The sequence below is a fragment of the Pantoea allii genome, assembly GCF_002307475.1.
GTDB lineage: Bacteria > Pseudomonadota > Gammaproteobacteria > Enterobacterales > Enterobacteriaceae > Pantoea > Pantoea allii.
In genome coordinates this window covers 385,764-403,424 of sequence record NZ_NTMH01000040.1, presented here as the reverse complement: position 1 = coordinate 403,424, position 17,661 = coordinate 385,764, and the positions used below count along the sequence as shown (strand labels likewise).

16 protein-coding genes are annotated in these 17,661 nt (G+C 54.4%); 4 read left to right on the top strand and 12 right to left on the bottom strand.

What is annotated here, in order from left to right; genetic code table 11:
• Positions 1–227: 227 nt before the first annotated feature.
• On the top strand, positions 228–3,533 hold the full coding sequence (rne, locus tag CMR03_RS19045; protein WP_096012334.1) for a ribonuclease E: 3,306 nt from the start codon (positions 228–230) through the stop codon (positions 3,531–3,533).
• A 416-nt stretch (positions 3,534–3,949) separates the two neighbouring features.
• Here rne and flgL read toward each other — a convergent pair whose 3' ends face one another.
• The 11 genes from flgL to flgB all read right to left on the bottom strand — a co-directional run bounded on the left by flgL (position 3,950) and on the right by flgB (position 13,882).
• Positions 3,950–4,912: a flagellar hook-associated protein FlgL gene (gene flgL, locus CMR03_RS19035; protein ID WP_063879072.1), complete on the bottom strand. Its 963-nt coding sequence runs from the start codon at positions 4,910–4,912 to the stop codon at positions 3,950–3,952.
• Positions 4,913–4,926: 14 nt separating this feature from the next.
• Positions 4,927–6,567, bottom strand: coding sequence for a flagellar hook-associated protein FlgK (flgK, locus tag CMR03_RS19030; RefSeq protein ID WP_096012332.1), 1,641 nt, complete (start codon positions 6,565–6,567; stop codon positions 4,927–4,929).
• 124 nt (positions 6,568–6,691) lie between these two features.
• The gene (flgJ, locus tag CMR03_RS19025; RefSeq protein WP_063879070.1) at positions 6,692–7,636 is read right to left on the bottom strand and encodes a flagellar assembly peptidoglycan hydrolase FlgJ; all 945 of its coding nucleotides are present in this window, start codon (positions 7,634–7,636) and stop codon (positions 6,692–6,694) included.
• Complete coding sequence (locus CMR03_RS19020) at positions 7,636–8,745, bottom strand: flagellar basal body P-ring protein FlgI (protein WP_096012331.1); 1,110 nt, start codon at positions 8,743–8,745, stop codon at positions 7,636–7,638. The genes flgJ and CMR03_RS19020 overlap by 1 nt, the downstream gene beginning before the upstream one ends.
• A 9-nt stretch (positions 8,746–8,754) precedes the next feature.
• Positions 8,755–9,459, bottom strand: coding sequence for a flagellar basal body L-ring protein FlgH (locus CMR03_RS19015; protein ID WP_172823921.1), 705 nt, complete (start codon positions 9,457–9,459; stop codon positions 8,755–8,757).
• 65 nt (positions 9,460–9,524) lie between these two features.
• A complete protein-coding gene (flgG, locus tag CMR03_RS19010) occupies positions 9,525–10,307 on the bottom strand; it encodes a flagellar basal-body rod protein FlgG (RefSeq protein ID WP_063879066.1) in 783 nt (260 codons plus the stop codon).
• A 17-nt stretch (positions 10,308–10,324) separates the two neighbouring features.
• On the bottom strand, positions 10,325–11,083 hold the full coding sequence (locus tag CMR03_RS19005; RefSeq protein WP_063879065.1) for a flagellar basal body rod protein FlgF: 759 nt from the start codon (positions 11,081–11,083) through the stop codon (positions 10,325–10,327).
• A 20-nt stretch (positions 11,084–11,103) separates the two neighbouring features.
• The gene (gene flgE, locus CMR03_RS19000) at positions 11,104–12,351 is read right to left on the bottom strand and encodes a flagellar hook protein FlgE (RefSeq protein ID WP_063879063.1); all 1,248 of its coding nucleotides are present in this window, start codon (positions 12,349–12,351) and stop codon (positions 11,104–11,106) included.
• Positions 12,352–12,377: 26 nt separating this feature from the next.
• Positions 12,378–13,049, bottom strand: coding sequence for a flagellar hook assembly protein FlgD (gene flgD, locus CMR03_RS18995; RefSeq protein WP_063879061.1), 672 nt, complete (start codon positions 13,047–13,049; stop codon positions 12,378–12,380).
• A gap of 12 nt (positions 13,050–13,061) precedes the next feature.
• Entirely contained in the window at positions 13,062–13,466 is a 405-nt protein-coding gene (gene flgC / locus CMR03_RS18990; RefSeq protein WP_063879059.1) for a flagellar basal body rod protein FlgC, read from the bottom strand.
• A 2-nt stretch (positions 13,467–13,468) separates the two neighbouring features.
• Positions 13,469–13,882: a flagellar basal body rod protein FlgB gene (gene flgB, locus CMR03_RS18985; RefSeq protein WP_063879057.1), complete on the bottom strand. Its 414-nt coding sequence runs from the start codon at positions 13,880–13,882 to the stop codon at positions 13,469–13,471.
• A 153-nt stretch (positions 13,883–14,035) separates the two neighbouring features.
• Between flgB and flgA the strand changes: the two genes are divergently transcribed.
• The 3 genes from flgA (at position 14,036) to flgN (ending at position 15,538) form a co-directional block, all read left to right on the top strand.
• Positions 14,036–14,695, top strand: a complete 660-nt coding sequence (gene flgA / locus CMR03_RS18980) for a flagellar basal body P-ring formation chaperone FlgA (RefSeq protein WP_096012330.1) — start codon at positions 14,036–14,038, stop codon at positions 14,693–14,695.
• Between the two features lie 103 nt (positions 14,696–14,798).
• Positions 14,799–15,101, top strand: coding sequence for a flagellar biosynthesis anti-sigma factor FlgM (flgM, locus tag CMR03_RS18975; protein WP_063879053.1), 303 nt, complete (start codon positions 14,799–14,801; stop codon positions 15,099–15,101).
• A 5-nt stretch (positions 15,102–15,106) separates the two neighbouring features.
• Positions 15,107–15,538 (top strand): flagellar export chaperone FlgN, encoded by a 432-nt coding sequence (flgN, locus tag CMR03_RS18970; protein WP_063879051.1) that lies wholly within the window; start codon positions 15,107–15,109, stop codon positions 15,536–15,538.
• Between the two features lie 367 nt (positions 15,539–15,905).
• Here flgN and CMR03_RS18965 read toward each other — a convergent pair whose 3' ends face one another.
• Positions 15,906–17,597: a methyl-accepting chemotaxis protein gene (locus CMR03_RS18965; RefSeq protein WP_096012329.1), complete on the bottom strand. Its 1,692-nt coding sequence runs from the start codon at positions 17,595–17,597 to the stop codon at positions 15,906–15,908.
• Positions 17,598–17,661: the final 64 nt, after the last annotated feature.

The window sequence follows — 17,661 nt, the reverse complement described above, 5'->3', positions numbered from 1 at the left end:
TGAGATGGAGTGCTCGGGTTTACTGAATTATCTCTCGCATTTCCACTATCTGGTGCTGTTGTTCCTTATGAAAAACAGGCCACCGACGTTATTTGCGCCCCTCGCGCGGTCGATAACCGTGAGGTTGACGACATTGCACTAAGTCACGGGGCCATCGGTTGATACTCGTCCAGGGTAACTATGCCCGCAGCTTTAATCACTCATGAAAGAATAACGAGTACGTCACGATGAAAAGAATGTTAATTAACGCAACTCAGCAGGAGGAGTTGCGCGTTGCCCTGGTTGATGGTCAACGTCTGTACGATCTGGATATCGAAAGCCCAGGACACGAACAGAAAAAAGCCAACATCTACAAAGGTAAAATTACCCGTATCGAACCCAGCCTTGAAGCGGCCTTCGTCGATTACGGTGCAGAACGTCACGGTTTCCTCCCCCTGAAAGAAATTTCCCGCGAATACTTCCCTGCTCACTACAACTCTCACGGTCGTCCGAATATTAAAGACGTGCTGCGTGAAGGTCAGGAAGTGATTGTTCAGATCGATAAAGAGGAACGCGGCAACAAAGGCGCGGCCCTCACTACCTTTATCTCTCTGGCCGGTAGCTACCTGGTATTGATGCCAAACAACCCGCGTGCGGGTGGGATTTCACGTCGGATTGAAGGTGATGACCGTACCGAGCTGAAAGAAGCCTTGTCGGCACTGGAACTCCCGGATGGCATGGGGCTGATTGTTCGTACCGCTGGCGTCGGCAAATCTGCCGAATCCCTGCAGTGGGATCTCAGTTTCCGCCTGAAGCACTGGGAAGCCATCAAAAAAGCCGCTGACAGCCGCGCTGCGCCTTTCCTGATTCATCAGGAAAGCAACGTAATCGTGCGCGCGTTCCGCGATTATTTACGTCAGGATATCGGTGAGATTCTTATTGATAACCCGAAAGTCCTGGAGCTAGCTCGTCAGCATATCGCTGCCCTGGGTCGTCCGGACTTTACCAGCAAGATTAAGCTCTACACCGGTGAGATCCCGCTGTTCAGCCATTATCAAATCGAATCGCAAATTGAATCCGCTTTCCAGCGCGAAGTCCGCTTGCCTTCCGGCGGGTCGATCGTTATCGACAGTACCGAAGCGCTGACTGCCATCGATATCAACTCCGCACGTGCGACTCGCGGCGGTGATATTGAGGAAACCGCCTTTAATACCAATCTTGAAGCCGCCGATGAGATTGCCCGTCAGTTGCGTCTGCGCGATCTCGGCGGTCTGATCGTTATCGACTTTATTGATATGACGCCCGTTCGTCACCAGCGCGCGGTTGAAAACCGTCTGCGTGAAGCCGTACGTCAGGATCGCGCTCGTATTCAAATCAGCCATATTTCACGTTTTGGCCTGCTGGAAATGTCCCGCCAGCGTCTCAGCCCATCGCTGGGCGAGTCCAGCCATCACGTCTGTCCGCGCTGTAGCGGCACCGGCACCATTCGTGATAACGAATCCCTGTCATTGTCTATTCTGCGCCTGATTGAAGAAGAAGCGCTGAAGGACAACACCAAAGAAGTGCATGCCATTGTGCCGGTTCCGGTTGCCTCTTATCTGCTGAACGAAAAACGTGAAGCAGTGAATGCTATCGAGAAACGTCAGGGCGGCGTGCGTGCGGTCATCGTTCCTGACGACAGAATGGAAACGCCGCACTACTCCGTTTTACGCGTGCGTAAAGGTGAGGAAACCCAGACGCTGAGCTACCACCTGCCGAAGCTGCATGAAGCTGAGATGGCGATGCCATCAGAAGAGGAACATGCCGAACGTCGCCGTCCGGAGCAACCTGCGCTGGCAGCGTTTGTGATGCCTGATGCGCCGCCGGCACCTGCGGAAGCCTCTCCGGATGTGGTTACCGCTGCTCCAGCGTCGGTTACTGAGACCGCCCCTGCTGCTTCGGCAGCACCTGCCAGTGCGGGCCTGGTAAGCCGTTTGTTAGGTGGATTGAAAAAACTGTTTGCTGGCGAACCTGCTCCAGCTGCTGCCGAGCCTGTTGCTGAGGTTTCTGAACCGCAGAAAGCCAGCGAAGAAGAAAATGGCAATCAGCGTGGCGATCGTCGTAACAACCGCCGCAACAACAATCGTCGCGAGCGTACGCCACGTAATGGCGACAGCACGCAGCAGCGTGAATCCCGTGATAACCGCGAATCTCGTGACAACCGTGACGCTCGTGATAACCGCGAGCCTCGCGACAGCCGCGAACCGCGTGAAGACAATCGCCGCAACAAGCGTCAGGCACAGCCGAATGAAGCGCGTGACGATCGTCCGGTACTGAGCGACGAAGCCCGTCAGCAACGTGATGAGCAGCAGCAACAGCGCCGCGAACAGCGTGCTGAACGTCAGCGTCGCCGTCAGGAAGAGAAACGCGCCCAGCAGGATGTCAGCACCACGGTTGAAGAAGCCGTTGAGGTTGTAGCCCCGGTCGCTGTGGATGCGCAGGAAGATGAGCGCGTGCAGGTAATGCCACGCCGCAAACCACGTCAACTGACGCAGAAAATCCGCGTTGGCGAAAACACTGACCAGCCTCAGGTGGCGGCTATTGAGTCAGCTGAACCTGTTGAAGCTCGTCAGGTTCAGCCTGTTGTTGAAACCTCGCAGGTTGAGGAGACGGAGGAACATGACGGTCGCGATAATGCCAATATGCCGCGCCGTTCACGCCGTTCGCCTCGTCATCTGCGTGTCAGTGGTCAGCGTCGCCGTCGTTACCGTGATGAGCGTTACCCGACGCAGTCCGCCATGCCGTTAGATGCCGCCTCGGCTTCTCCTGAAATGGCCTCGGGCAAAGTCTGGGTTCGTTATCCGGTCGCGCAAACGAATGAAGAGCAAACCCTTCAGGACACAGCGAAAACGACGCCAGATTACCACCGCGAAGAAACGGCACCAGCCATTGCACTGCCTGTCGTGACTGATGAAGCCCCTGCTTCCCAGGCTGCACCGGTGCAAATTGCTGAACCGCAGGCTGAAACTCCGGTTACTGTGGTGAATACTGATGATACCCACGCGATTGATGCGCCGGTGAATCATGAACCCGCGGTAATTCCAGCGGCCGTTGAAGCCCGTGCTGAAGAGATTGCGCAACAGGCACAGCCTGCTGACGTTGCCGAAGAACCTGAGGTTAACGCACCAACCGCAGTAGCATCCGCCGCAGTAGAAACGGCGCAATCTGCAACGGCAGAACATGCCGGCACCGACGTGAGCGCAGCGACCGAAGCCCAGGTGGAAGAGGTCTTAAACGCGCCTGTCGCCGCTGAGGAAACCCTCACTCCGGTTAGCGAACCTCATGCGCCGGTTGCCGCACGCGATGTTCCTGTAGAGGCGGTTAACGCCAATGTCGAAACGCGCTGGAAGCATTTTGCCTCTGCGCCGATGACTAAGGCACCTGCACCTGCATGGCAACCCGAGCCTGCGCCTCAGAGTGACTGGCAGCGTCCTTCTTTCCAGTTTGATGGCAGAGGATCGGCGGGCGGCCATAGCGCCACCCATCAGGCCACTGCACCTGCTACCAAGCCGTAAGGCCAGGTAACGGTATCGACAAACCCGGCTCCGGCCGGGTTTTTTATTGCCTGTTGTCTGCTGTATTACGAAGAGAAAGCCACTTTTGTGCCCTGGCGACTGCATGTGGAAACTCCGGGCTTTGTCGCCAGACAGTCAACCCCTCTGCCAGCCTTCGTAGCCGTCCATTGCCTGTCCCCTGCTAGCAGCCTTACCTCTTCATCGTCGGCGAGCCAGCTTTCCCCCTTATCCCACCACCAGCGTGTCGTTATGCCGGGCAGAGTATTTAGCCTCAGCCCTGACTGATACGCCACCGGACGCATCAATACCGACCTCCGTGAAAGGGCGAATATCCAGGCAAAAAAAATCCCACCATCCCTTATCGGGAAGGTGGGAAAAACTAAGCGCACCCGGTTAAAGTACGCCCAAATTTCGTTTTATGAATTTAACTGAAACAGTGACATCTGAGACATATCGGTAAAGGTCTTGTAAGAAGCCTGCAGCGCCTGCTGTTGCATGGTGTAGCTGGAGATCGCCTGGGTGTAATCAACGTCCACCAGGCTGCTCATCTGGGAATCATAAATTACCTTGCGATCGTCCCCCTGCGCATTCAACGTATCTAACTCTTTCAGCTGGGTACCGATCTCGGAACGGACGCTGAGCACGTTGTTAAGCGAGTTGCTCAGGCCACGGCTGGTTTTATCCATTGCCGCAGAAAACGTGGCTTTCGTCGCATCGTCCGCGCCGTTTTGCGGCACTTTCAGCGCACTGATGGCGCTGTCCAGCATGTTAAACACGTTCGTTTCACTGGTACCGCCGTTAGGCTCTTTCACCGCATTGCTGGTAATCGACATCACGATGCTGTTGCCGGTGTGACCGATGGTCATTGTACGGTCAGTGTCCACTTTCTGGGTAATCGCATCGGTTCCGCCCTGATAAGTGACGCCGCCCGCACCATCCACAAACGGTGGGCTATCCGTTTTGTAACCTGCAAAGATATAACGTCCGTTGGCATCTTTGCTGTTTACCTGATTGAGTAACTGCGCACGAACCCCTTCCAGCTGCGTGGCATAAGAAGCACGGTCGTCGTCGCTTAAGGAACCATTAGCGGAGGCCACAATCATCGACTGCGCGCTCATGATGCTGTTCGTGACGCCATTAAGGGTGTTTTCTTCCAGCGATAATCCCTGGTCGGCAAAGGTACGCGCGACAGAATACTGGCTTGCCTGCGCCTGCGTTTGCGACAGCACGACCGCACGAGACGCGGCAATCGGGTCGTCTGAAGGATTAGACACTCTGAGTCCGGTGGAAAGCTGTTTTCCCGCATTTAACCAAGAGGACTGCGCATCGCTAACGCCGCGAACCTGCTGGTCAAAAATCATATTTGTACTGAGTCGCATGATGTCCTCTGCTTTTAGTTGATGCTAAGCAGGGCGTCAAAAACGGTGCTGGCCGTTTTTAAAACCTGCGCATTCGCCATGTAATATTGTTGGTATTTCGTCAGGTTCGCGTACTCTTCATCCAGGTTCACGCCAGAAACAGATTGCTGGCGGTTGGTTAGCTGCGTCACCACGTTTTGCTGCGTCGTGCTGGCGGTTTTGAGTGCCTGGGTTTTGTTGCCGATGGTACTCACCATCGCGCCGTAAGCCTGGGAAATCGTCGCGTTGCCGTTAACGACTTTGGCATCCTGCAATGCCAGCAGCTTTTGCGCATTGCGGTTATCACTCTCACCGCCGGTCGCGGCCGCCGCGGCGATTTGTGATCCGCTGGTAATAGCAACCGACATGCCGTTAACCACGTTCTGAACCGGTTTCACCAGGAAACTGTCTTTGGCGTTTGGCGTGCCGTTGACCGTCAGGCTCATCCCATCCAGGTTAAGCGTCGTAGCGCCGCCCGAGGTAGTGGGTGTGAGCGTGGTTTTGGTGTTATCTGACAAACGTGTCGCTGACCAGTTTGTCCCGTCATAGCTGACGGTATAGTTTGATGCCTGCAGGGCACTGGTGTCAGTCCACGCTGCCGTCAGGGTGGCAGAAGAGGTATTTTTGCTGTTCCCCTGCACCGTAGGACTGCCGATATTAAAGAAGTCGACGCCCTGATTACCGTTGCTGTCGAAGCCTTGCTTGTGCACGGTGTTAAAACTGGTCGTAAAGGCAGCCGCTAACTGGCCCAGTTGGTTTTGTGCCAGGTCCAGATCCTGCGAACGGAAGCTCAGCATACCGCCCAGCGACCCCGTGGTCAGAGACGATTCCGGAATCTCCACGTTGCCAGCCTGAGGGTCGACATAACCTACTGTGGTGCGCGTCAGGTCACTGCTGGACGGCATGGCCACCAGCTTGGTGGACTGAAAACCATTCACCAGTGACGTGCCGTTCGCCATCGAAACCGTATAGCTGCCGTCTTGCTGTGACACTGTCACACCAACGATATTATTCAGGCCGTTCACTAACTGATCGCGCTGATCAAGCAAATCATTCGGTGTTGCACCGTTAGCCGTGCTTAGTTTGGCAATTTGCTGGTTAAGATTCGAGATCTGCGTGGTGAAGGTATTAATCTGATCGACGTTAGAGGCAATATTGGTGTTCACGCTGTTTTGCATGTTGGTCAGGTACTGCGCCTGAGTCTGGAACTGGTTAACCAGCCCCTGCGAGTTGCTGAGCATCGACTGGCGCGCCGCCGGATCGTTGGCGTTACTGACCACGTTTTGCATGTTGCTGAAGAAGCCCTGAATCGCCGTTGACAGGTTAGTGGTCGACGTCGACATCAGATCATCAATATTAGATACCTGCGAATACTGGGTATTCGCCGCATTATAATTGGCCGACGATCCGCGCAGCTGAGCGGCGATAAAACCGTCATATTCACGCTGAACACCGGTGACGTTAACACCATTGCCGTAATAGCTTTTCCCCTGCAGGGTACTGTTTGCTTCGGCCAGAATGGTGGTCTGACGCGAGTAGCCCGCGACAGTGTAATTACTGATATTGTTACTGGTCGTGCTTAAGGCGGCCTGTGCGGCACTGAGCCCGCTCATTGCGGAGTTAATTATGCTGGACATCTCGGTTCCTTACATTCCCCCGTTGAACGGGTGGCTGTCATCAGTGTGGTCGCCAACGTACGCTGGCGCGCCTGGCTCTTGTTGTTATTATCGGCATGCTTAAGTGAAACTTGAGGCCGAATAATCAGAACAGGGTGCTTAAATCCTGGCTATACGCTTTAACCACTTTTTCACCCATGCTCTTGAATTGCTGAATCATTCCAACCAGTTTCTGTGCATATTTTGGATCGGTCGCATAACCGGCAGCCTGCAATGCCTGTGCGCCCTGCTCCGCGCTCTGCGCATTCGTTACGGCCGCATAACGTGGATTGTTTGAAATCAGTTTGACGTAGTCATTCAACGCTTCGAAATACGATCCGTAAACGCGGAAGCTGGCGCGCACTTTTTTTGCTTCGCCATGCTCGTATTCCGTGGTCATGATATCGGTTGTTTCACCCTTCCAGTTGGCGCTGGCTTTAATGCCGAAGACGTTGTAACTCGGCTTACCGTCACGGGTCAGGATTTGACGTTGCCCCCAGCCGGACTCCAGCGCAGCCTGCGCCAGAATCAGGTGGTGCGGAATCCCGCTCTGCTGGCTGGCGGCCTGAGCAGGCTGCGTCAGTTGGGCAATAAAATCGCGGCTGTCGCCGGGCAGTCCCGTTGGCGAGGCTGGCGGCAGACGCGGCATGGCTTTACGCACCATCTGCTCCAGTGGCGTTGCCCCGATATTGCTCATAATGAAACTGTTATCCAGTTTCATCGGAACGGTGCCGGCGGTCTCATCCGGGGCTTTGGCGGGTTCCATCTGTTTCACGATGATATCCGCCAGGCCCAGGCCACGTTTTCCGATGTCTTGCGCAATCTGCTGATCGTACATTGAAGTAAAAAGTTTGGTCTGTTCATTGCTGAGTACGCCGTCCTGCGGTAACGCATCGCGCATACTCTTTAGCATCATCTGAACAAACATCCCTTCGACCTGCTGTGCCACCTGCAGCGCTTTTCCTTTCGGATCGGCGGTGACCTGGCGTTTAAGGTCGTTCAGTGAGCGGCTGTCAAAAGCCGCATTCATCAGCGATTGCGCATCATTCATCAGATAATTTCCAGTTTAGCGCGCAGGCAACCCGCGCTCTGCATTGACTGCAAAATAGACATCAGCTCGATAGGCGATGCGCCCAGGGCATTCAGTGCACGTACCACGCTGTTCAGGTTGGCGCTGGAATTCACCCGTTGCAGGGCACCGCCGCTCTGACGCAGGTCGATCTGTGTATTGGTGGTTGCCACGGTTTGTCCACCCGCCAGCGGTGTATCAGGCTGGCTGACGTTCTGCTGCTGATTAACCGTCACAGACAAGTTGCCCTGCGCCACTGCACAGGTGTTCAGTTTCACTTCACGATTCATCACGACAGAGCCGGTACGCGAGTTGATAATCACTTTGGCATCTTCAACCGGGACAGACACGTCGATGTTCTGAATCTCGGCCAGCAAGCGAACCTGTGCACCGTTGTTAGGTGATACGCGTACCTGAACGGTGCGGGCATCCAGCGGCTGCGCAGAGCCGTAGCCACCACGTCCATTGATCGCATCCGCAATACGTTGCGCCATAGAGAAATCGGCGGTGTTGAGCTGCAGGTTAATGGTGTTTTGCGAGCCAAAGTTGCTCTGCAATTCACGCTCAACCGTCGCGCCTTCGGTAATACGTCCGCCGTTCAGTTGGTTAACCTGAACACTACTTCCCCCGGCAGAAGCACCCGCACCACCGACCAGGATATTCCCCTGAGCCAGGGCATAAACCTGGTTATCCACGCCTTTCATCGGTGTCATTAATAAGGTCCCGCCGCGCAGGCTTTTGGCATTACCCATGGATGAGACAACCACATCCAGCGTCTGTCCCTGACGGGCAAACGAGGGCAATTTAGCCGTGACCATTACAGCCGCTACGTTTTTGAGCTGCATGTTAGTGCCGGGCGGCACGGTGATGCCCAACTGGGACAACATGTTGCTGACAGTCTGCGTCGTAAAGGGTGTCTGAGTGGTCTGGTCACCCGTACCATCCAGACCTACCACCAGCCCATAGCCCAGCAGTTGGTTGTCGCGCACACCTTGTACGGTGGTTAAATCGCGGATCAGATCGGCGTGAGCCATCAGACTTACGCCTAACAGTAACCCCAGACCGACACGCCATAATGCTAACTTTTTCATTGAAACCTCTTAGAACGGCGAGATGTTCAGGAAGAAACGCTGCAGCCAACCCATGGTTTGCGCTTCATTGATATAACCATTTCCGATGTACTCAATACGTGCATCGGCGACGGCCGTTGACAACACCGCGTTACTGGCGCTAATGGTGCGTGGGTTAACCACGCCCGAGAAGCGGATAAACTCGGTGCCCTGATTAATGGCAATCTGTTTTTCACCGACCACGTGCAGGTTGCCGTTCGACAGAACCTGATCCACGGTCACGGTGATGGTGCCGGTAAAGGTGTTGTTGGCAGACGCGCCGCCTTTACCTGCGAAATCATTTTTGCCACCTGCCGCAAAGTTGGCTTTTTCACCTGCAGCGCCTGCCAGACCGGCAAGGCCCGTAGGTACGGCGGTAATGCCCAGGCTACCGCTGCCGTTTCGGCTGGCGTTAGAGGACGAACTTTTGCTGGCGCTGACGTTTTCTTGCAGCGTGATGGTCAGCGTATCGCCGATATTACGTGGGCGACGATCCTCAAACAGCGGCTGATAACCGTAGTTGAGCGGCGCGACGCCCTGAAAAATTGAACCGTTCACCACCGGTGGTGCAGATGGCAACGGCTGAGCCGTGGTCGCCCCTTGCACCAACGGCGTGCGCGGTACCAGTGCACAACCGTTAAGAGTGAGTAGCAGGCTTGCTACTAACCAATGTCCAGGCTTGAGAATATGTTGCATCGCCACGGAGTCACGACCTTATAAATGACTATTCTTCAGGCCAGCCTGAGCCGGCCCTGTTCGCATTACAGCTGCGTTAACTTCGCCAGCATCTGATCGGAGGTGCTGATCGCTTTGCTGTTAATTTCATAGGCGCGCTGCGTCTGGATCATGGTGACCAGTTCTTCAGCAACGTTAACGTTGGAGGTTTCGGCATAGCCCTGATACAGCAGACCTGCGCCGTTCTGGCCAGGCGTGCTGTCAGTCGGTGCACCGGATGCCTGGGTTTCTTTGTAAAGGTTTTCACCTACGCTATCGAGACCGGCGTTGTTGATAAAGGTGCTCAGGGTTAACTGCCCGACCTGCGCGGCCTGAGTTTGCCCCTGCTGCGTGACACTGACGACACCATCACGCGACACGGTAATGCTGGTGGCGTTGGCTGGAATCGTAATGCCTGGCTGTACCGGGAAACCGGAGTTGGTCACTAACTGACCATTCTGATCCACCTGGAACGAACCATCACGGGTGTAAGCAGACGTACCATCTGGCATCTGGATTTGGAAAAAACCCTGCCCGTTAATGGCAATATCTTTCGAGTTGTTGGTCTGCGACAGGTTGCCCTGTGTATGCAAACGCTCAGTCGTCACCGGACGCACACCGGTACCAATTTGCAAACCTGATGGCAGCGTGGTTTGTTCTGATGACTGGGTACCCGGTTGACGCATTGTCTGGTACATCAGATCTTCAAATACCGCACGTGAACGCTTAAAGCCATTAGTACTGACGTTTGCCAGGTTGTTGGCGATAACGTCCATGTTCATCTGCTGTGCATCAAGACCGGTTTTCGCGATCCATAAAGAACGAATCATGTATTTATCCTCGTGCCTTAGCTGCCGATGCTCAGCAACTGATTGGCTTTTTGTTCGTTTTCGTTGACGTTAGAAATGACCTTCATCTGCATCTCAAAACGTCGGGCATTGGCGATCATATCGACCATGGTCTCGACCGGTTTAACGTTACTGCCTTCCAGAACGCCAGGCATCACCTGCATGGTGGGATCGGCCTGCAGCGCGGCGCCGCGTGTAGCCTGCGTCGCGGCGGTTGGACGGAACATGCCATCATCCCCGCGCTGTAACTCTTTACCTGTTGCCTGAACCAGCTTCAGACGACCCAACTGCACCGTGGCATTCGGTGAGTCGCCTGCGTTAAGTCCGGTAATAGAACCGTCAGCCGCAATGGTGACCTCTGTGCCTTGTGGGATCACAATCGGACCACCGTCGCCCATGACGGGATTGCCCTGCACCGTCAGCGTGCCGTCCGAACGGATTTGCATATTACCGTTGCGGGTATAGGCTTCGCTGCCGTCTGCCGTTCGTAGTGCAAGCCAGCCGTCCTGCTGCATCGCCACATCCAACGGACGTTCGGTGTAGTCCATTGCACCCTGACTCATATCGGCGCCCGGCGTGGACGCCGTTACCAGCGTACGCGTTGGCAGCGACCAGCCAGTAACCGGTACAGCACGCAACGCGTTCAACTGCGCCCGGAAACCGGGCGTTGATGCGTTGGCGAGGTTGCTGGCGGTAACCGCCTGCTGATCCAGTGTCTGACTGGCCGCGCCCATCGCGGTATATATCGCGTGATCCATAGAGCAATCCCGTTAGCGAATTAACGTAAGTTGACCAGGGTGTTAAGGATCTGGTCCTGCGTTTTGATGGTCTGCGCGTTCGCCTGGTAGTTGCGTTGCGCGACGATCATGTTGACCAGCTCTTTACTCATATCAACGTTCGAGGACTCCAGCGCACCGGCGGTCAGTGAACCAAATGTTCCGGTGTTCGCCAGGCCAACTGCAGCCTGTCCAGACGCATTGGTTTCCGACCAGACGTTGTCACCCTGAGATTTCAGGCCTTCCGGGTTAGAGAAGCTCGCCAGAACGATTTGTCCCAGCAACTGAGTACGTTGGTTGGAATAACTGCCGGTGATGGTGCCGTCATTGTTAATGGCGTAGCTGGTCAGGTCGCCTGGGGCATAACCGTTTTGCGTGGCGTTACCAAAGGTGGTCGCACCGGTGTTTTGCTGCAGGCTGCCCACAAAGTTCAAGGCCACGGTCGTGCCATTTGCGCCATTGACACCAGGAATGGTGATACTGGCTGTGCTTGGCGTGGTTGAACCCGCGACAACGGCGCCTGTCGCATCCAGGCTGGACACACCGGTCATTTGACCGTTGGCATCGTAGGACATCTGGTAGTTACCCACAGCGGAACCCGCGGTTGAGTCAATGCCATGAATCTTCCAGGTGTTGTTTGCCGTCTTAACAAAATACATGTCAAGCGAGTGGGCGTTACCCTGCGTGTCGTACATGGTAATCGTGTTTTTAGCACTGTACGTTGTCGGGTCAGTGGCTGAAAACTTGGTGTCATCCAGCGTTGCAGACGTTGAGTTCAGCTTTGCCACCTGGTTAGCCGTGGTGGTCGCGTTCGCAGACATCTGCGTGGTTGGGATTTTAATCGCAACCGGGTTGGCACCGCTTTGAATCGTTGGCGGCACGCCTGATGCCGGATAACCGGTTACATTCAGACCCTGGGTATTCACCAGGTTACGGTTCTGATCGAGTGTGAACTGGCCGTTACGTGAATAGGAAACCGCGCCCGCAGAGTTGGTCAAACGGAAAAAACCGTTTCCGCTCAGCGCAACATCCAGTCCACGGCTGGTGGTGGTGGTTGAACCATCGTTAAAGTTCTGGATAACGGCGGCAACTTTTGTACCCAGACCTACGTTAGAGCCGGCGAACATGTCGGCAAACGCGATGGTACTGGATTTGAAGCCCGCTGTGGCGGAGTTAGCGATGTTGTTACCGATAACGTCCAGGTTACTTGAGGCAGCGCCGAGACCGCTGACCGCTTGTGAAAATGACATTTAAACCTCTCCTGTCTACAGGTGAATCAGAGAATCTGACGTACGTCGTCAAGGGTGGCGGAGCCCATGGTGCCGAGATCCAGTGTTGCGGTATTACCCGCCGTGCTTACGCCATTGACGTAGGCATAATTAAGTGGCTGTGCTACCTGTTGACCGCTGCTGTTACTGGCAGCAATCGCAACTTTGTATTTACCGTCTGGCGCAACGCTGCCATCAGGTAATTTTCCGTCCCACGAAAAGGTGTGTACGCCCGCAGTGAGTGAACCCAGGTCCTGGGTACTGACCACATTGCCTTGTGCGTCACTGATCGTCGCCGTGGCGGTGGTCGCTGCGTTAGTCAGCTCAACGCCAAACGGTGTCGTGGTGCCTTTGCCTACCAGGATCTGGGAGCCATTGACCATCACCCCATGTCCAATCAGCGTGGAGCTCTGCAGAGACTGGCTGGTGCTGATCTGGCCGGAAATCGATCCCAGCGTGGTATTCAGTTTTTCAATACCGCTCAGGGTGTTAATCTGTGCCAGCTGCGTCGTCAGCTGACTGTTATCCATTGGATTTGTCGGGTCCTGGTTTTGTAACTGTGTGACCAGCATGGTCAGGAACTGGTTTTGCAGGTCCTGAGAACTGTTCCCCGTGCCGGTGCTGGACGAACTCAGTACCGTGGGGTCCAGCTTTTCATTAACGCCTACCGAGATAGCCATTATTTTTCTCCGTTACTGACCCAGGGTCAGCGTTTTCATCATCATCGACTTCACGGTGTTCAGTACCTCGACGTTAGCCTGGTAGCTGCGTGACGCCGACATGGTGTTCACCGTTTCGGCTACCACATCCACGTTAGGCATTTTCACGTAACCTTTGTTGTCTGCCATTGGGTTACCTGGGTCGTAGACCAGTTTTGCCGGTGTAGGATCGTCCACGACCTGCGCCACTTTCACACCACCTGTCGCGGCACCGGGAGCAGCATCGGTCTGAAAAACGACCTGTTTTGCCACATACGGCTGTCCGTCCGGGCCGGTCACGCTGTCGGCGTTAGCCAGGTTACTGGCGCTGACGTTTAATCGCTGTGATTGCGCGGTCATTGCTGAGCCGGCAATGTCAAAAATATTAAGCAAGGCCATAATTATTGCCCTTGTAACACGCTCATCATGCCTTTGATTTGGCTACTGATAAGCGTGAGGTCGGTTTGATATTTCAGGCTGTTATCCGCGAACTGCGTACGTTCGCGGTCCATATCCACGGTGTTACCGTCGGCAGATGGCTGATCCGGAATGCGATACAGCATATTCATTGACGGTGCCGAGTTCGTCTGCGCTTCAATGTGACGCGACGAAGTGACTTTGAGCGCCAGGCTACTGCCTTCAGCACGTCCATTCGCCATTGCCCGATTCAGCTCGCTGGCAAAGTCGATATCCCTGGCCTGATAGCCCGGGGTGTCGGCGTTGGCAATGTTAGATGCCAGAATCTCCTGACGTTGAGCTCGCAGGTTAAGGGCTTCGGTACCGAAATGTAGCGCCGCATCGAGTTTGTCGAGCATGCTTCCTCCGCAAATGAGAATTTCGAGTTGGCAGCTTAATCGGGAAAAAGCAAGAGTCATCGTCTGAATAACGCCTCAAATCGTCGCTATTTTTGCTCTTGAGTTTTTTTTTAAGCGCGTACACTCGTTGACATCATCAGTGAGGAAAAGCACATGCGTGGATATCCAGCCCTGTTAGCCGGCCTGCTGGCCCTGTTTGCCTTACCCGTTATGGCAGGCGATTTCAGTGCCCAACTGAACCAGTTTTTTAAGGCGCGTGATCCCCAACACGCGGCAGGCATGAATGTGGTTATCCGCACGCCGCAGACGCAGTGGCCAGCGTGTGACGCGCCACAATTTACCCTGCCGGGCAACAGCCGGGCATGGGGCAACATGAGTGTGGCGGCTAACTGCGGTGAGAATCGCCGTTATATTCAGGTGCAGGTACAGGTCACTGGGGCGTATGTGGTCGCTAAAAACGCCATTCCCCGTGGCAATACCGTTAGCAAAGATGATTTCCGCATTGAAAACGGACGTCTGGATACGTTGCCTCCGCGCACGTTGCTCAACGATGAGTCAGTAGCGGATGCGGTGGTCTTGCGTGATATCCAACCGGGGCAACCTGTAAGTCAGTCTATGTTGCGCCAGCCATGGCGCGTTAAAGCAGGCCAGGATGTGATGGTGGTGGCCAGCGGAGACGGGTTTGACGCTAGCGGTGAGGGCAAAGCGTTGAACAATGGCACGATATCGCAGTGGGTTCGGGTACGTATGGGAAATGGTCAGGTTGTGAGTGGTCGTGTGAGCGATGATGGGAAAATTCTTATAACACTATAAAACATTAAAGAAGCCTGTTTATCTGCCGATAGAAGAATCAGCTAAGCGATTACGCTATTATGATTCAGGTGGCAGACTCCCCTGACCTCACAGGAGCCCGAATATGAGCATCGACAGAACACAACCGTCTAAGCCCGCAAGCACCGTGCAAACACGTGACAGCAGCGAGCAACAAACTGCCCGAGTGCGTCAGAGCAGCAGTACTACTGCAACCACGCCTGCAGCCGCCCAGGTTAACCTGAGCAGTGCACAAGCACAGCTTATGCAGCCCAGCAGCCAGGACATTAATGTCCAGCGCGTAGAACAATTGAAAACCGCCATTCGTAATGGCGAGTTGAAGATGGATACTGGCAAAATCGCCGATGCGCTAATTGCCGACACTAAGGCGTATTTAGAGGGTAAATAATCCCCATGAGTAATTTGCTGACCACGTTAGATAAGATGCAGGAAGTGCTGGTGTCTCTGGCCACCGTGCTGGATGAAGAGCAACAACAGCTGTCGTCTGGAATGATCAACAGCAACAACTTGCAGCGCATTACAGAAGATAAAAGTGCGCTACTGAGTACGTTGAATTATTTAGACGAAATGCGTCGTAGTAACGAGAAAAGCCTGGGTACATCTGCCCCTTATCGTGGTCAGAGTGACATGGCGCGCCGCTGGGAAGGTATCCAGCAGCACACGCGTCGGTTACACAATGCAAATACTCACAACGGTATTTTGTTGCAGCATCAAATTACCTTTACCCATGACGCTTTAGACGTTCTGAAACCTCACCAGACGCAGGCGTTTTATGGCCCGGACGGGAAAGGACAAGGGCAGGCAACGCTAAGCCGTAAAGGCTGACCGGTGTTGCTGTCACTCCCCAGAGACAACCTGTTGTCTCTGCCGGGTGATGACAAACCTTAAGTCATCCGTCTTGAAAAGACCGTCATCTCACAGGGATGACGGTTTTTTTATATCCCAACGCCCGGGTCTGAACCCGCCTGCGCGCTGCCGTATCGATTCTTTCGGCGCGGGCGCCTCGCCATTTATGAAATTGCAGACTGATATCAGGCTTGCCTGAGACGTGGCAATAAACACAGGCAATTCCGTCTGATCATGGCGGCTTCACCCGCCATGTCCTTCGCGCTGGAGATAATAGCCGCTTAAGCCTGACGTGCATCTCACCTAAAGAGAAAACACGCATCCCGTCGGCCACTCTTGCTCCTGCTTAAAAGGCCTCCCAGTTTTCATGTCCGACGTCAGGCACAGTCAATACTGCGTCAACGGATTTGGCTACCGCAGAGAAAGGGGGAAGGGAATGAGTTACAGAGTGGTTTTCGATTTTGAAAACTGAAACGGCCTGGGTCAGTTTATCGGCCTGATCTTCGAGCGAAGCCGCCGCCGCCGAGGCCTGTTCAACCAACGACGCATTCTGCTGTGTCACAGCATCCATTTCGGTAACAGCCTGACTAACCTGCTGAATGCCCTTGCTTTGTTCATCGGAGGCCGCCGCGATTTCAGAAATAATGTCATTCACCCGGCGAAAAGATTCAACTGTTGCCATCATAGTACTGCCCGCGTCGCTGACAAGCGCAGTGCCGCCGTTAATCAGCCCGACAGAAGCCGAAATCAGTGTTTCGATTTCTTTTGCCGCCTGCGCGCTGCGCTGCGCCAGGTTGCGCACTTCACTGGCAACAACGGCAAAACCACGGCCCTGTTCCCCTGCCCGCGCGGCTTCTACCGCCGCATTCAGCGCGAGTATATTGGTCTGGAAAGCAATGCTGTTAATAACGCCAGTGATTTCTGCAATCTTTTTCGAGCTCCCGGAAATGTCGTCCATCGTTTTTACAACGCGGTTCACAATGTCGCCGCCCGTCTGGACTTTACCCGACGCGTCAGATGCCAGCTGACACGCGTGATGAGCATTGTCTGCGTTTTGCTTCACCGTCGCCGTCAGTTGCTCCATGCTCGCCGCCGTCTGTTCCAGTGATGCGGCTTGCTGTTCTGTCCGGGACGAAAGATCGCTATTGCCGGAAGAAATTTCTCCCGCACTCTGGAGAATCGCGATTGCGCCAGTGCGCACCGAGCCGACCGTATTCGACAAGGAGGACTGCATCAGTTGAAGACTGGACAGCAGCCGGCCCGGCTCGTTGCGTCCACAGGCGGAAGGCCTGGCGGTCAGGTCGCCATGGGCGATCAGGTCAATACGGAACAGAGACTGCCGTAACGGGGTAATCACCACCCTTTTGAGTAACACAAAAGCGAGTAGCACAACCAAAACTGACGACACAAAAGCCGCTAACATGGTGATATAACCTGTCTTAACCTGCTCTACGGCCTGCTGTTTTATATCCTGAGAGCGCTGATTCCGCATCTGAATCGCTTTCATCAGCACATCTTTATAGGCCCTGTCGAGGGTGTCGGCCTCGGTTTCATCTGCAATGATCTCTTCAAAACTGCCCTGTTTGGCCGCCTCGATCATCGGCAGCAGTCCCTTATGAAGATAATCGTTAAATCGGGACTGAAGCTGCGCATCAAGATCGATCCCGGCTTGCGTCTTAACGGCGCGGCTAAGATAAATGTTGAGTCCTTTCTCGGCCTTCTTAACGCTGGCATCGGTGGCGAGTAAAAACGCGTTATATTTGTCGGTGTCCGCAATGCGCGTGGCAGCACCCGCCTGAATGATATTCAGCCTTGCTGAACGCATGTGCGTTGAACTGTCAAGCAGCCCCTGCCGAACCTCAATTTCATCAGTCGAAACGTCAAGCGAATGCCTGCCCTGGCTCAGAAACCAGGCGGAAATACTGCTGCTTAATACGAACAGAAATAAGATGCTGCCGAAGATCAGACTGAACAATGGAATAAGCTTGAGGTTGTGCCAGAGACTTAGCTTTTCGTTTTCAGTGGCGTTGGTGTGCATTTCCCTTCTCTCCTGTTGATGATTGACTGACTGTATTCATCGGCAGTACGGGAAAGGGTTTTAT